Origin of the sequence: Rubritalea sp. (assembly GCF_051252225.1) — a bacterium.
Lineage (GTDB): Bacteria > Verrucomicrobiota > Verrucomicrobiia > Verrucomicrobiales > Akkermansiaceae > Rubritalea.
Genome location: NZ_JBPOGE010000005.1, coordinates 82,705 through 96,643, shown reverse-complemented (window position 1 = coordinate 96,643; position 13,939 = coordinate 82,705). Strand labels below are relative to the sequence as shown.

At 46.8% G+C, this 13,939-nt stretch carries 14 protein-coding genes; 5 read left to right on the top strand and 9 right to left on the bottom strand.

From position 1 onward, the window contains the following. Window positions 1-17 precede the first annotated feature (17 nt). From ACSHX2_RS06860 to ACSHX2_RS06840, 5 genes are read right to left on the bottom strand one after another with little or no spacing between them, the layout of a single operon-like run. Window positions 18-1,019, bottom strand: a complete 1,002-nt coding sequence (locus ACSHX2_RS06860; RefSeq protein ID WP_435691879.1) for a lysylphosphatidylglycerol synthase transmembrane domain-containing protein — start codon at window positions 1,017-1,019, stop codon at window positions 18-20. A 36-nt stretch (window positions 1,020-1,055) separates the two neighbouring features. Next, window positions 1,056-1,322, bottom strand: a complete 267-nt coding sequence (locus ACSHX2_RS06855; protein ID WP_435691877.1) for an acyl carrier protein — start codon at window positions 1,320-1,322, stop codon at window positions 1,056-1,058. A 10-nt stretch (window positions 1,323-1,332) separates the two neighbouring features. Next, entirely contained in the window at window positions 1,333-2,070 is a 738-nt protein-coding gene (locus ACSHX2_RS06850; protein ID WP_435691875.1) for an SDR family oxidoreductase, read from the bottom strand. Continuing rightward, window positions 2,063-3,115, bottom strand: coding sequence for a beta-ketoacyl synthase N-terminal-like domain-containing protein (locus ACSHX2_RS06845; protein WP_435691873.1), 1,053 nt, complete (start codon window positions 3,113-3,115; stop codon window positions 2,063-2,065). Before ACSHX2_RS06845 ends, ACSHX2_RS06850 begins: the two co-directional genes overlap by 8 nt. A gap of 12 nt (window positions 3,116-3,127) precedes the next feature. Further along, window positions 3,128-4,381 (bottom strand): beta-ketoacyl-[acyl-carrier-protein] synthase family protein, encoded by a 1,254-nt coding sequence (locus ACSHX2_RS06840; protein ID WP_435691871.1) that lies wholly within the window; start codon window positions 4,379-4,381, stop codon window positions 3,128-3,130. A 96-nt stretch (window positions 4,382-4,477) separates the two neighbouring features. Between ACSHX2_RS06840 and ACSHX2_RS06835 the strand changes: the two genes are divergently transcribed. Next, window positions 4,478-5,683: an AMP-binding protein gene (locus tag ACSHX2_RS06835; RefSeq protein ID WP_435691869.1), complete on the top strand. Its 1,206-nt coding sequence runs from the start codon at window positions 4,478-4,480 to the stop codon at window positions 5,681-5,683. A gap of 9 nt (window positions 5,684-5,692) precedes the next feature. On the opposite strand, the gene ACSHX2_RS06830 is transcribed toward ACSHX2_RS06835, so the two are convergent. After that, window positions 5,693-6,145, bottom strand: a complete 453-nt coding sequence (locus tag ACSHX2_RS06830) for a 3-hydroxyacyl-ACP dehydratase FabZ family protein (RefSeq protein WP_435691868.1) — start codon at window positions 6,143-6,145, stop codon at window positions 5,693-5,695. A 172-nt stretch (window positions 6,146-6,317) separates the two neighbouring features. Between ACSHX2_RS06830 and ACSHX2_RS06825 the strand changes: the two genes are divergently transcribed. From ACSHX2_RS06825 to ACSHX2_RS06815, 3 genes are all read left to right on the top strand, one after another. Then, window positions 6,318-6,686 (top strand): hypothetical protein, encoded by a 369-nt coding sequence (locus tag ACSHX2_RS06825; protein ID WP_435691866.1) that lies wholly within the window; start codon window positions 6,318-6,320, stop codon window positions 6,684-6,686. A 136-nt stretch (window positions 6,687-6,822) separates the two neighbouring features. Then, window positions 6,823-7,605: a glycosyltransferase family 2 protein gene (locus ACSHX2_RS06820; RefSeq protein WP_435691864.1), complete on the top strand. Its 783-nt coding sequence runs from the start codon at window positions 6,823-6,825 to the stop codon at window positions 7,603-7,605. Between the two features lie 4 nt (window positions 7,606-7,609). Next, a complete protein-coding gene (locus ACSHX2_RS06815) occupies window positions 7,610-8,275 on the top strand; it encodes a class I SAM-dependent methyltransferase (RefSeq protein ID WP_435691862.1) in 666 nt (221 codons plus the stop codon). Here the strand turns inward: ACSHX2_RS06815 and ACSHX2_RS06810 are convergent. Further along, a complete protein-coding gene (locus tag ACSHX2_RS06810) occupies window positions 8,235-8,999 on the bottom strand; it encodes a polysaccharide deacetylase family protein (RefSeq protein WP_435691860.1) in 765 nt (254 codons plus the stop codon). The genes ACSHX2_RS06815 and ACSHX2_RS06810 overlap by 41 nt on opposite strands. Continuing rightward, window positions 8,996-10,057 carry a hypothetical protein gene (locus tag ACSHX2_RS06805; protein ID WP_435691859.1) on the bottom strand — a complete coding sequence of 354 codons (1,062 nt, stop codon included), beginning with the start codon at window positions 10,055-10,057 and terminating at the stop codon, window positions 8,996-8,998. The genes ACSHX2_RS06810 and ACSHX2_RS06805 overlap by 4 nt, the downstream gene beginning before the upstream one ends. Here ACSHX2_RS06805 and ACSHX2_RS06800 point away from each other — a divergent pair. Beyond that, window positions 10,032-11,621, top strand: coding sequence for an NAD(P)/FAD-dependent oxidoreductase (locus ACSHX2_RS06800; protein ID WP_435691857.1), 1,590 nt, complete (start codon window positions 10,032-10,034; stop codon window positions 11,619-11,621). The genes ACSHX2_RS06805 and ACSHX2_RS06800 overlap by 26 nt on opposite strands. Here ACSHX2_RS06800 and ACSHX2_RS06795 read toward each other — a convergent pair. Continuing rightward, window positions 11,541-13,868 carry an MMPL family transporter gene (locus tag ACSHX2_RS06795; protein WP_435691855.1) on the bottom strand — a complete coding sequence of 776 codons (2,328 nt, stop codon included), beginning with the start codon at window positions 13,866-13,868 and terminating at the stop codon, window positions 11,541-11,543. The genes ACSHX2_RS06800 and ACSHX2_RS06795 overlap by 81 nt on opposite strands. Between the last annotated feature and the right edge of the window lie 71 nt (window positions 13,869-13,939).

Genomic DNA, 13,939 nt, shown 5'->3' with positions numbered 1-13,939 from the left:
AGTAATTTATATTCAAACTAGGTGGATTTCTTTCTTAAGAATTCTGGACGCTGAAATACAAATAAACAACCTCCTACTAATCCCCAGAACACATGGAACAAAAATCCAATCAATGAGGCTGAGACAGCGGTAGCCGCGGGAACGCCAGCAAGTTCAGCTAGGAAGAATTCAAACGTCTTCTCTCTCACTCCTAAACCAGAGATCGAAATAGGTAGAGAACTCACAACATCCACTACAGGCATCGCCGTGAGTACCGTACCCACTGCTACTTGCTCTCCCACTGTCCGTAACCCCACATAGAATGCCATAAAGAAGCTGATAGATAGAGCAATTGAAACACATAAAGCGAGTAAGGCAGCTCTCCACTGTGCTTGGAAAACATGGACAGTGTTGGCCGTCGACTTCACGTGCTCATTATTAGCAATCCTCGGTAATTTAGCTTGGAAGAGTTTGAAGCGTTTCTCAGAGCTCGTACCAAACATCAAAATAACTAAAAAGAGCCCCAGCAGCTGGAACACTGTCGCATAGATTAAAGCCTGACGGATCAGCGTGTTCTCTACTTGATCTATGATTCCTCCGCCCCAGGCAAAAATAAGAAAAATGATACTCCCTGAGACAAAACCAACCAAATGATCCATCATTGTGATCATCGTTATCGCCATTTTTTTGTTAGGGTTCCGGCGCATCACACCGAGCATTTTTACAGCATCTCCTGCAGCAGTCCCCAAAGACGCAATATTAAAAAAAGATGCGAAAAAGCCTAGTTTACAAAGATGCCCGTAGGACACGTTCAACCCTTGAGCTTTAAGTAATATATATAAACGCAAAGAGCTCGCTAAGACGGCTACTCCTGCAAAGACTAAACCTAAAATTAACCATCCAGGTGAATTCAGCGCTCCTTGGAAGTTTTCTAACAGTACACCTTTATTCTCTACTCCGCTAAAAGCCCAATAGAGAAAGGCAATGGCTGCCAGAACCTTTAACAAGTAGATACTAGTCGTCTTGAGATGTGACTTCATCTTCATAGCCTCACATCCATGGGCATCTATAGGCCATTACGCCCCTTTTGATGCAGTAATAGCCTCTGCGATAGTATTGACTGACTGCAACACTCCTTTTGCGGCTTCGGCATCAGACATCTTGAGTCCAAAGTGCTTTTCAATTGCCACGACTAACTGCAGCGCATCCACAGAGTCAAGACCCAGACTATCAGGCCCCATTAATGCCATAGCGTCAGAAATTTCTTCTACTGTTTCATCAAGCATTAACTCCTCAACGAGGACTTCTTTAATCTGGTGGTGTAAATCTGAGGAACTAGTCATGAGATGAATCTTAAAAAATGCCGCCGTCAATTTTCAGCGTTGATCCGGTGATATAAGCAGCATCTGCATTTGCAAGGAAAAATACAGCGCTAGCTACCTCACTAGCTCTTCCAAATCTACGCATAGGAATAGATTTTTTGAGAGCCTTCGCTTGGTCTGCACTCATGTGGTCGAGAGCACTGGTCTCTATATAGCCCGGGCACAATGCATTGACTGTAATACCCATTCTCGCCACTTCTTTTGCCAAACTCTGCGTCATCGCCACTACCCCAGCCTTCGCTGCCGCATAGTTTGTCTGTCCCATCGGAGCTAGTAAAGCACTCAGCGAAGCGATATTGATAATACGCCCGAAGCGCTCTGTCATCATGCCTCGAATCACGGCTTGAGACCCCATGAAGGCCGCATTCAGATTGGTATCTATCACTTGATCCCATGACGACTTTGGCATCGTAGCCAACAGGTGGTCATCGTGGTTCCCTGCATTATTTACTAAGACTGTCACCTTCCTGCCACTAGCCTCCACTTCTGTAACCGCTTGTTTCCACGCGCTTTCAGAAGTCACATCTAGAGTCAACGTTGCACAGCGATCTGGATAATCCGAGACCACGGACTCAGCGTGATCACGATTCGTACGCACCCCCAAGTAAACAAAACAGGAACTGTCATGCTCCAAAAAATATTTCGCGATACCGAGCCCTAGCCCGCCGTTGGCTCCGGTGATGAGGATACAAGATACTGATTTACTCATTTTTTATAGAAGTGAAAAGTGTAGAGAATGCGTGTTGATTACTACCGCTAGCGATGACAATAGAGTTTTCATAACCCTGTTTTAGAGCCTCTAAAGCGGCAATCGTTTGAAAACCGCAACTAGCCCCCATTCCAAACCCCAGAGTCGAAAGTGGACTCATTCGGTCACTCTCCCAAGCTTGGAGAGCTGAGTGCTCATCTTTATCCAAGTTCCGTGCCTGCGTCAGTCCATCTACGAGTATAATATTCGCTGAATCCACAGCTTCACTATTTATAATCCCAATGGAATCACTGATCGCCACCTTCCTTTCCTCTGTAGAAGTGTAGTCAAATGGTCCTAGCAGACGCTCTAGTTTAATCTCTGAAGGATTATTCTCCAGATAGACTGCCGATCCACCCTCCGTTGCAACCAAATCAGGTGAATAATAAGTCAGCGCTTCACTTGTTAGCCAATCCAGCTCTTCAGCGCAAATCACCAAACAACCATCCACTTGATCCTGGTTCAACCAATCGTTCGCCACTCGAATAGCAGAGAACCAAGTCGAGGCATCGCCGATTAAAGTGTAGGCTGGACCATCAGATCCTAGATAGCTCGCTATATGGCCCGCGGGAGCATTAAAGACCGTCTCAGGAAAAAGGATAGGGCTTGCAAAAGCTGGTTCTTCTAACACTTCAGTGTAAAACCTATTAGAATAATCCACACAGCCATTGAAAAAGGAAACTACGATACCGAGCCTCAACTCTCCACTTCGTATACGCTCCATCCTCTCTTCACCTAATGCCTGAAAAGCTGCGGTCACCGCAAATTTAGTGATCTTGCTCGCTCGGCGTAATCGCGCGTGCTTCGGGGCTACTTTTTTCAATGCAACCATATCAACTGGTCGGACATTGTAAGAAAAATTTTGCTCTCCGGTTGTTCGCTCTAGACTCCCAGTTCCAAGATTTTTTTGCTGAGCACATGCGTCGTAAAGCTCCGCCGCACTAGTGCCTGCCGCAGAAACACTGCCGTAGCCATGAACAAAGATAGGTTTTTGACATTCCGTCATAATAATAATTCCTTAAGAAGGTGAGTTGATTTTGCGCAGTATCAAGGTGGCATTACAGCCGCCAAAACCAAAGGAGTTAGTCAACACTGTGTCTAATTGAGCGGAGCGTGGTTCTGTCACGAGATCAAATCGGCACGCTGAATCCAATGTCCTCACATTCAAGCTAGCTGGGACAACCTGTTCACGCAGAGCCATGAGGCAAAGCCCCGCTTCGATAGCTCCTGCTCCACCTAGGGCGTGACCCATCGCTGACTTGGTGGAACTCACCATCATTTTTTCAGCATCAGCACCGGCCCACGTACTGATAGCATTAGCCTCAGCCACATCGTTTAGCGGAGTTCCTGTCCCGTGGGAATTGATATATTGGATTTCTGATGGTTCCACTTTTGCATCTTTACACGCGGACTTCATAGAGCTGATCGCCGCTTTACCTTCAGGGTGTGGCTGCGTCAAATGATGTAAATCTGTTGCCATCCCATAACCAATAATCTCAGCAAGTGGTGTGGCTCCGCGCTCTAACATGGATTCTTCAGTCTCTAGCACAAACATAGCAGCTCCTTCTCCTAGAGCTAGCCCCTCACGCTTAGCATCAAATGGGCGTGGAATACCAGACAGGCTCAAAGCCTGTAAAGAATTGAACCCTGAAAACACCATTTCGGAAAGACCGTCATAACCACCGGCTAAGGCCACTGGCCGTTGTCCTGATTTGATTAATTGATAAGCATGGCCAATGGCGTTCGCGCCTGAAGCGCACGCGTTTGAGATGATTTGAGTCTGAGCTCGAAAGTCAAATGCGCGTTGAATCATCGCCATTCCTTTTTGCGGTTGATAGTGCTCCACTCGTGAAACCTGTCCCCTTCTGCTCAATGGTTCGATCGAAGCAGCCTTAAAATAAGCTTCTCCTATTGGCATCGCTCCAGCAGAGGTACCCACCACCATCGGAGTGTGCGGGTCAATGTCGGACAGACCAGCCTGATTCAGAGCCTCTCCAGTAGCATACAGCATCAGCTTAGTACCGCGGTCTAACCGGCCCAATTCCTTTTCGCTCAAATGATGCTCTCCTAAGCTCTCTGGTAAATCGACCAAAGCGGCAGTCTTCACACGTTGACGCGATACGTCAAAAAAATCCACTTCTCTAAAATGAGTGCTACCGGCTTTCACGGACCTCAGATGATCTTCTAACGTTTTCCCCATAGGAGAAATCATTCCGATTCCAGTAATAAACACTCGCGAGTTGTTAGGGCGTTGAGATGACGGATCAGACATAGAATGATAAAAAATAGGCTAGGTAATCTTCAATCTTAATTGAGGTTGTTGCCAGCCCTTGGCAAAGACCATAAGAAGTGGTAGCAAGCGTGTCAAATGTTGCATACTCAATGGTTAAATATCCTCGAAAAACATGCTAACAACCTAGCTCTGGTATACCCAGACCTTAAGACGTGCACATTTCGTGAGCTCGATCAACAAGCTAAATCCATAGCGTCTACAGCCTCGAGGAATCAGGATGAAACTCTCTTAGCTTATGCTGATAGACCCGATTTTCTAGCAACTGTCTTAGCTGGATGGAAAAGCAATATCCCCGTCATCTTACTAGAAACATCCTCTAGCAAAGCCCTCCCAATCCTAAGTCCCTTGCCAGCTGGCACCGCGATCATCAAACAAACTTGCGGTGCAACAGGATTAGAACGCAGCCTATTTCTAGGCGCTGATCAAATTCTAGCCGAAGCGCATAGGAATATCGAAGCTCTAGGACTCATTCCTAGCAGAAAGGGAATTGCTGCCATTTCTTTAGCCCACTCTTACGGCTTCGGATGCCTAGCCCTTCCCCTGCTACTTGGAGGTATCCCCATAGAAGTCCTTTCTTCTCCAATGCCGATGTTCATCCAACAGAGCCTTGAAAGAAATGATCCTGTTTTTTTACCTGGCGTCCCCACGCTATGGAAGACTTGGTGGCTCACAAAATCCCTCAAGCCCTCATCAATTAGTTTAGCTCTCTGTGCGGGCTCACCACTCTCCTTAGATCTAGAAACCGATATTTGGAACGACCTCCATCTGAAAATCCATAACTTCTACGGCACCAGCGAAACCGGAGCCATTGCCTTTGACCCTTCCTCCGAGCCGCGGACTGACTCTCGATTACTCGGAAAAGTCCTCCCTGGTGTCAGCGTCGATCTCTCCCAAGGAAACCGAATCCGCGTCTCCAGCGATGCTGTTGCTCTAGACGCTGACGTCTGCCTCGCAGCTGACGAGTTCACACAAGCTTCTTATCTAACGATGGATATTGGTGATCTCGAAAATAGCCATCTTTACTGGGATGACCACGTTGGACTTTCCATCAATGTGGCTGGCAGGAAAGTAAGTCCTACCAAAGTACAACGCGTTTGCGAAGCCATGCCAGGTGTCAAAAAAATCGAGGTTCAAAGGATTCGTAGCCGTGATTCAGAAAGGTTCGAAGAAGTTGCCGTTCGCGCGAAACTTGATCAATCCACTTCAATCAAAGATCTTAAAAACTGGGCCTACACAAAGCTCGAAAGCTGGGAAATGCCACGCCACTGGGAGTTGATCTAAAAGGCTCCTTTAAGAGCCACTCAGAACGACCATTGCCTTGGCTAACAGCCTCAATCCATCCTCTCCTTGTTCTGACACAGTACCAGAAATTTGGATCAACGTGCCCATGCGACCTTCCACTTTTACCGAAATTTCTAAAATAGCTCCAGGCTCAGCTGAGCTTACAACCTTAGCATTTTTGACCGCAGTGAGTCTCATGTTTTTCAGCTGCTCAATCTTCGGATCCGACTGAGCCGCCACCCCCCCGAGTTGAGCAATCGCCTCGATCATGATAACCCCCGGCCACATTGGTTGTTCTGGAAAATGACCTTTTAAAAACTCTTCCTCACCGGAAATGCTATAAACACCTTTCGCTGAAACCCCACCATCAAGCTCCGTTACTTTATCGATAAAGCGAAACTCTGGGCCATGTGGTAAAGAGTCTAGTTCTGTTTGGTCTACGGTATTTGGTGAATCTTTCATGAGTGAAATCAAAGAATTTAGACAAGTCTCATAACCAATCAAATGTTTAGCAAGCATTTGATGACACAAGGGGGGAAATGCAATTTTTACTCCTAACCGAAAAACTGCTGGTCACACTTAATATCTCCCCTCACAGTATCCTCATCCGAGCCCCCCCTCTCTTCATACAATCATGAAACACATCAAACTTATCGTATCTGGCACTTTATGCCTACTTATGGCAAGTTGTGGCCACCAAGTTACCGCTAGTGGAACTCCAATCTCGGCGAGCCAAACTAAAACGATCCACCTCGTATGTGACAGAGAGCTAGATAGCCAAGAAGTGCACAATGCCGTCAAAAAAGAACTCACAAACTCGGGCTTCCGAGTCATTAACTTAGAAGACAACACCTCTGCACAACCAAGCGGCACAACGCTTCATTATCGAGACGAATGGGGCTGGGATCTAGTCACGCTCATAAGAGAGCTCGACATTAAGGTTGTCGACAACAACAGAAATACGACACTCTCAACAGCCCACTACACCCAACTCTCTACTTAGCCTTACCCTGAAGTCGACACCGTCGTGCACACGCTTTTCACAAAAATGAGAGAGGCTGGAACTATCCAGTAACCTAGTCGCTTCCCCACTATATCTCTTTTTATTGTTTGCTTTGCTGATTTTGAAAAGTAGAGAAGTGGAAACTCCTTTTATGAAAGCCTGCATCCTCATTCCATCGTACAACACTGGAGCAATTCTTGAGAAAACTGTCCGTGAGGCATGCTTGGTTTGGCAGGAAATCTTTCTGGTTATTGATGGTAGCACTGATGGGAGTGATACCAATGCTGAACAATGGTCAGAGTCCCAAGGTCTCCGTGTCATCCGACTTCCAGAAAACCAAGGTAAGGGCTCAGCCGTTTTGGTCGGTATCCAAGCCGCGCTCGAGCAGGGATTCACTCACGCGCTAACAATGGATGCTGATGGTCAGCATCCTAGCAGCCATATCAAGAAATTTATAGATACTGCTAACAGCTACCCTGAAGCTTTAATCTTAGGCGATCCAGTGTTTGATGATTCCGCTCCATTGGTGCGTCTGAGAGGCCGGAAAATCTCAAACTGGTGGGCCAATCTCGACACATTATGGTGGGGCATCAACGATTCACTCTTCGGCATGCGCCTCTACCCGTTAGCCCCACTCCACAAGGTTTTTAACTCTACATTTGGTGCGCGTCGTTTTGATTTTGACCCCGAAGTTGCCGTGCGACTTTGTTGGCTAGGCATCCCCGTTATCAACATAAAAACCCCCGTCCGCTACCTCACCGCTGAGGAAGGGGGCGTGAGCCAGTTCAAATACCTTCGGGACAATATTTTACTCACGTGGATGTATTTACGCCTTTTGTTTGGCTTCATCCTACGCTCACCTCTACTTCTTTACCGAACTCTGACGAAGGGCAATCCCCTCAAGTCATTGAACCTTTAAATCTATGAGGAATCTCTCAGAAATCGCGAAACATATTTCATCGCTCTGTACGAAGAGATGGGACAAACATTACACCCACTCCAAGATAAAAACGGACCCTCTTTACGAGGGAGTGTATAGTGAGTTAGACCAAAGAAATTATGGACTGTTAGACATCGGTTGTGGAATCGGTCTACTAGCCTTCTATCTCCGTGAGCGTGGACTGGACACTCCTGTTCTAGGTATTGACTTCGATGATCGTAAAATTGAGACAGGTAAACAACTCATCCAGCGCGGAAGCTATGCCAACATTTCTCTTTCTCAAGGTGACGCACGAACCTCTCTTCCGGAACATCAGGGCGATGTGACAATCCTAGATATTCTACAATTTCTTGAATCTAAGGACCAATCTCAATTACTCAACGATGCGGCTCAACGCGTACGCTCTAATGGCAAACTGATCATTCGCAGTGGCCTGAAAGAAAATAATGTGAGATTCTTTGTAACTTGGCTTGCTGACTTATTTGCCAAAATTACTTTCTGGATGAAAGCAGCTCCGAAGCATTACCCGACGGCTGAGTTCTTCCATGAACATTTAGAAAAAAAAGGATTCACGGTGGACATCAAACCCTTCTGGGGGAACACCCCTTTCAACAATTACCTGATTGTTGCCACTCGCCAGGAACCGTAAATTTCCAATCCTGGTTTTTGGCGTGAATCAGGGCAATCTCGACCAACTCTTTTGCATTTTCAGAGCCTTCGTGAAGAAGAACAATCGCTCCAGGCTCCATTGTTCCTGTTATTCTTTTTGCCACATCGCTCACATTATGCGTGACGCCATCGAAGCCCCTTGAGCTCCACCCCATCAGGCGCATATTGGCACGCCTTAACACCGCGTGCACAAACACATTAGAATGCCCCACTGGAGCTCTAAAGAAAATCGGTTCGACACCTAGTATCGAGCGAATACTGCGCTGGCAACTTACGATCTCACGAAAGGTCCGCACTGGACCTTTGCACCAAAAACTCTCCTGTGGATGACTCCACGTGTGGTTTCCTATGCTATGCCCACTTTCATAGATTGCTTGAAGTAGATCGGGGTGTTTTTCTACCTTTTCTCCTATCACAAAAAAAGTCGCTTTCACGCCATACTCTTCGAGCAGTTTTAAAATAACTGGAGTGCTTACAGGGTCTGGTCCATCATCTAGTGTGAGCCATAGATCTTTACTCCCAGTGCGTGTCTGAATTGCTCCGAAAAGGCGTGAATTAGGGTTCAGCGTCCCCCATAGCAAGGGCGCGACTACTAAGCCGTGCAGGCCTATGCCCAGTAAAAATTGACCACTCACCATCCACCAAACGCCCGCAAACAGAAGGCTTATAATGGCAATGCTCTTCACTAAATCACTCCAAATCATTTCTTTTTAGTGAACGCGTTTTCGAAAACAAACCATTCATGTGAATGGCAACGGAGAAAACGTCTCAGCCTTTGTAGCCAAGGTTTAGCGTAATCTAACTCCTTCGCTCTTCTTTGATTTGGATTCATCTCCAGCTCTAAAGCCGGTTCAAAGATCACCCGATAATGTCGGTGTCGATCACGCACAACATACAGTGGGTAGCACGGGCATTTTGCAAAACACGCTAAGGTCATCGGCCCTTTTGGAACTCTCAAGGACCATTCAGTCTCCTCAACTGGTAGCTCTAATTCTACCACATCGCCAAAAACACGATCACACTGCAGAGCGATCAGCTCGCCATCCGAAAGTAACTTAGCCAGCTCAATCCCGAGCAAGTTATCAGAAGTATTGTAATGAACTTTGAAGAATGGGTATTTATCCATTTGTTCTTCAAATTCCTTTTTCCTGAGTTTTTGTAGGCTTTCCGTCCTCTCCGGAACTCGAACCGTATGCAATGTCCGGCCAAAGGACGAAGCGAACAAACACGCTGCTAGATCATAATTCCCAGTGTGCGTTGTGAACAGAATCGCAGCCTTCTTCGAATCTCGTATCTCTTGGAAAACCTCTTCGCCCTCCAGCTCCCAAGTAATTGATTTCTGCCCAAACTTGGCGCGCATACTATCTATATAAGCCCAGCCAAAGTTTTTAAGAACGCAATATGCCCCCCAATAGCTTTCAACGACACTCAAATCTTGATGAATGTGTCTCAGGTTTGCTCGAATGGCTCGCCGTTGCTCCCTCGCTAAACAGAAAATAATAGCAACGCTCGAGTATAGCAGAAAAGCTTCAATGAAATACGGCATCCTTGGGAAAGACTTAACCACCCAAAGCATCGACCTCGTTGGTAGATCACCAAAAAGACTCATACGGGAGGAATAACTATCTTGATCTACCGACATAACTTCGTATTCATAACCGCAGTTCTTAACTGCGCCAAGAGACGCGCCAAACATACCGAATAAACTTACTCTTTCAACCATGCAACCCTGTAATATGAATAAACCCGGAATGATCGACAATGGTATTGATCGAGCCTCCGACTACGACTTGGTTGTTATTGGTGGAGCCTATTCCGGCTCATCCACTGCAGTTCTCATTAAGCGCCGTTTTCCAGACCTCAAAGTACTCATTGTAGAGAGGTCTGAAGTCTTTAGCCGTAAAGTCGGTGAAAGCACTTCTGAGGTCGCAGCCTGCTTTCTCACACGCGTACTCAGAGTCGGACAACACCTCCAGAAACATGTCTACAAACATGGCCTCCGCATGTGGTTTCATCGTGATGCAGCTGACTCCCCAGGCCGCTCAACCGAAGTCGGCCCTAAAAGCCAGGGGAAGCTTCCCACCTTCCAGCTCAACAGAGCGCGGCTGGATACAGAGCTACTCGAAAATGCTGCCACTTTGGGCTGTGAAATCGTGCGTCCAGCCACGATCAAAAACATCGAACTCAATGGTGTTGGCAAAAACAAAATTTCCTACAAATCAAAAACAGATGATACGCTCCATGAGGTCACTGCTGACTGGGTAATCGATGCCTCTGGCAAAGCCTCGCTCATCTCCAAGTTGCGCAAAACATGGCGTTCTAACACAACTGAGCACCCTACTTGCTCGATGTGGTCACGCTTCACCAACGTCAGGCACCTCGACTCAATCGAAAGCAGCGCTCTTATGGTAGAAGCCAGTAATGGCGTATTCTCTGAACGAGGCTTCTCCACCAACCACCTTATGGGATTTGGCTGGTGGGCATGGATCATCCCTCTGGATACTGGCGAAGTAAGCATCGGCCTCACTTGGGACCAAAGGCTCTTCACTCCGCCATCAGATGGCTCGATGTCAGAGCGGATCCTCACTCACCTTTTGAAGCATCCGGTCGGCAAGGTCATGTTTGAAAATGCCGAAGCAGTTCCCAATGACAACAACTACTACAAAGGGCTTTCGTATTACTCAGAAGAGGTTGCTGGTGATGGCTGGTTGATTGTTGGAGATGCCGCGGGCTTCCTCGATCCACTCTATAGCCAAGGTCTCGATTTCTGCTCTCACACTGTCTATTCATCCTACGCGCTCTTACGTGATTTCTACTCAGGAAAATGTATCAAAAAAGAAATTGAGCAGCGAAATTACGAATACGAGCGCTGTATTCGACTCTGGTTCACTTCCATTTATCATAATAAATATTGGTACCTAGGAGATGCACAATTGATGCTATCAGCCTACTTGCTAGATATTTCCAGCTACTTTTTAGGCCCCGTGAACCTAGTATATTCTGATCAAGATCGTGAATTTAGCCACATGCCATTCAATGGTAAGATCGGTGGAGCTGTCGCGCTCTTCATGACATTTTATAATAAAAGGCTCGTCACACTCGCTAAGAAAAAAATACGCGCAGGAAAGTATGGTAACTACAACCTGAATAGAAGCTACCTGATTTCAGACAGCTTCACTCCCGCACACAGAGCCATAGGCCACTTGATTCATGGTATCCTCGTTTGGTTCAGAGCTGAGATTAGCCTAACCTTCGTGAAGCCCGTCTCCCTCGACGACATTTCCCCCTCGACGATGACTCCACTTCCACAAACCAGGGATAACTAGTAGGCTCAACAGCATCGTCAATAGCACCCCAACACTACAGAGCACTCCCATGCTCTGTAGCATCTTGTTGGAAGCAAAGGCTAAGGAGCTAAAACCAATCGCGGTAGAGCAACCACAGAAGCAAATAGCTTTCCCCACTCCATTCCAAACTGCGCTCAAATCCCCATTCAGACGTCGTAAAGCAAAGATCAGGTGAATACTGTAATCAATCCCAGCTCCTACCACTAGAGGGATAGCCATCCCGCTCAGAAAATTCCACGACTGCCCAGTCACGACGACTAAAGCATTGATTCCCACTAGAGCTGTCACTAGAACGAGCAGCGAAATAAGCGTCTCCCCTACAGAACGGAACACCACAAAAAGTGCGGTCAGTAAAATCAATGCAGCCGGGATAAAGATCACATAGAAATCACGCTGCACATGAGGGAGTAAAACCGTCTGTAACATCGACCAACCAGTCACACTCACACCTGATTTTTCTAACGATTCGAACTCACCAACATTCTCAGGAGTTATTTTTTCAGACAGTAACATTCGCCCAGAAAAGTAACTCACTCCCTGGTCGTCCACATCGAAAAATGTGCCTACTAGAGGATCTGCGGCGCTCGCTTCTAATAATGATTCTGAAGAGCTATACAATCGCTCGAAAGCCCTTAAAACACTGTGATCCAGAGCTAGACCACTCTCACTAAAACCGGCTTCCTTAGCCGATTCTATCAACAGCTGTTGCCTTGCCAGAAGCGCCTGCAGCCGCTCTTCATTATGCTTAAAACTTGAGCTACTAGGGATTAAGCCAACTGGCCAATACTGCTCCTCTATCACCCCTGCGTCTTTCAGGCTCGATAGCTCAGTTTCAGCCTCAGCCACCTGATCTTTCAGCTTCTCCACAGAGCCTGCTGAGCTTAGTAAAATGGCATTTCTCTCAGACCACGCCGAAAACTCCTCCGTGATTACTGCAAACGTAGATGCCGCTTCGCTAGATTCAGGCTCCACCATCTTTAAATCAAAACTCACCTCTGGCCTTCCTTTGAGAGTGAATGCCACAATCGACACCAACAAAAACACAGTCAGCGTAGCCCACGCTTTTGAAGAGGAAAGAAATGGCGGCGTCATCGCCCGACTAGCAGCCTGCACTGGAAATTTCGCTAAAAAACAAGGTGTCAGCACTAACATCACCAGAGCTCCTGACAGTAAGCCGATCATAACCAATGCTCCGAGCTGTTGTACGCCTGTAAAAGTACTCAAAACCAAGACGCCAAACACCAGAGCTGTACTCACCGAGGACCACAAAATACTTGGCGTTATCGACTTCCTTAAACTTTCCGTAGACTGAGAGATGTGGGCAGATTCACGTATAATCACCACCGCGTAGTCGATCACTAAGCCTAGTAAGATAGCAGTGAACCCAACACTCACTAAATTGAGAGTACCAAAAATCCAACCACCTATCCCCAGCGTGATGAGAAAGGTCAGCCCTAATAAAAAGCTCAGTAACAACAGTTGCTTTAAATCCCTCTGAACAAACAAAAATAAAGCAGCGATCAAAAAGGAGGTCAAAGCAACCGTCCCACTCATGTCCTTCTCCATACCTGAGCCTATCTCAGCGTTAAACACTGGCCCCCCTGTCAGTGCGAAGTCGAGCTCGGCCTCAGACTCTTGGTTCCATGTTCTAACATGAGAGCGAATATCTGCGATCCATGCTTTGTCTGATTTATACCCCACATCGCTTTCAGCCTTTTTACGAATTAATAGCATGCGGTATTGGCCATTATCGCTGACAAAGCTCATCTCACTTTTCATCAAAGACTCCAATGAAGGGTGGTCTAGAAAACCCATTGGATCATACGCCCGAGTCATTGCGAGTTCCTGATCGAATGATGATTCAATATCCTCCTTAACTCTCGACAGATGCTTCTCGAACCGTACCTCATCCATCAACTTACGCACGAGCTCATCTACCTGACTGGGTTCAGCATAACTCCATATCCTAGCCACAGAGCTCGCCAGAAGCTGGGGGTCTTCCTCAAATGGTGATTGAAAATTCACTTCAGAATTCGGCCACACCTCACGTAAATATTCTGCTAGATCAGCAGCATAATCTTCATCTACCTCTCCCTCGGAAGAATGTAGCAGCACCACCACCTGACGCTCTTCTGCAAAATGTTTATTAAAGCTCTTGAGAGCCGATACTGATGCGATCTTCCGTGGGAGAACCTCTAAAATATCGGTCTCAAATCTCAAACGCATTACGCCCAGGATTGAAAACAATATCACCCCCAACAAAAATAGAACTGCCAACGATTTGCGAATCATCCCCG

What these genes read in the sequence shown, in the direction of transcription:
- ACSHX2_RS06795 (WP_435691855.1), bottom strand. Translation starts at nt 13,868, where the DNA reads ATGCGTTTGAGATTTGAGACCGATATTTTAGAGGTTCTCCCACGGAAG.
- ACSHX2_RS06835 (WP_435691869.1), top strand. Translation starts at nt 4,478, where the DNA reads ATGTTGCATACTCAATGGTTAAATATCCTCGAAAAACATGCTAACAAC.
- ACSHX2_RS06845 (WP_435691873.1), bottom strand. Translation starts at nt 3,115, where the DNA reads ATGACGGAATGTCAAAAACCTATCTTTGTTCATGGCTACGGCAGTGTT.
- ACSHX2_RS06830 (WP_435691868.1), bottom strand. Translation starts at nt 6,145, where the DNA reads ATGAAAGATTCACCAAATACCGTAGACCAAACAGAACTAGACTCTTTA.
- ACSHX2_RS06825 (WP_435691866.1), top strand. Translation starts at nt 6,318, where the DNA reads ATGAAACACATCAAACTTATCGTATCTGGCACTTTATGCCTACTTATG.
- ACSHX2_RS06810 (WP_435691860.1), bottom strand. Translation starts at nt 8,999, where the DNA reads ATGATTTGGAGTGATTTAGTGAAGAGCATTGCCATTATAAGCCTTCTG.
- ACSHX2_RS06840 (WP_435691871.1), bottom strand. Translation starts at nt 4,381, where the DNA reads ATGTCTGATCCGTCATCTCAACGCCCTAACAACTCGCGAGTGTTTATT.
- ACSHX2_RS06800 (WP_435691857.1), top strand. Translation starts at nt 10,032, where the DNA reads ATGAATAAACCCGGAATGATCGACAATGGTATTGATCGAGCCTCCGAC.
- ACSHX2_RS06860 (WP_435691879.1), bottom strand. Translation starts at nt 1,019, where the DNA reads ATGAAGTCACATCTCAAGACGACTAGTATCTACTTGTTAAAGGTTCTG.
- ACSHX2_RS06815 (WP_435691862.1), top strand. Translation starts at nt 7,610, where the DNA reads ATGAGGAATCTCTCAGAAATCGCGAAACATATTTCATCGCTCTGTACG.
- ACSHX2_RS06850 (WP_435691875.1), bottom strand. Translation starts at nt 2,070, where the DNA reads ATGAGTAAATCAGTATCTTGTATCCTCATCACCGGAGCCAACGGCGGG.
- ACSHX2_RS06855 (WP_435691877.1), bottom strand. Translation starts at nt 1,322, where the DNA reads ATGACTAGTTCCTCAGATTTACACCACCAGATTAAAGAAGTCCTCGTT.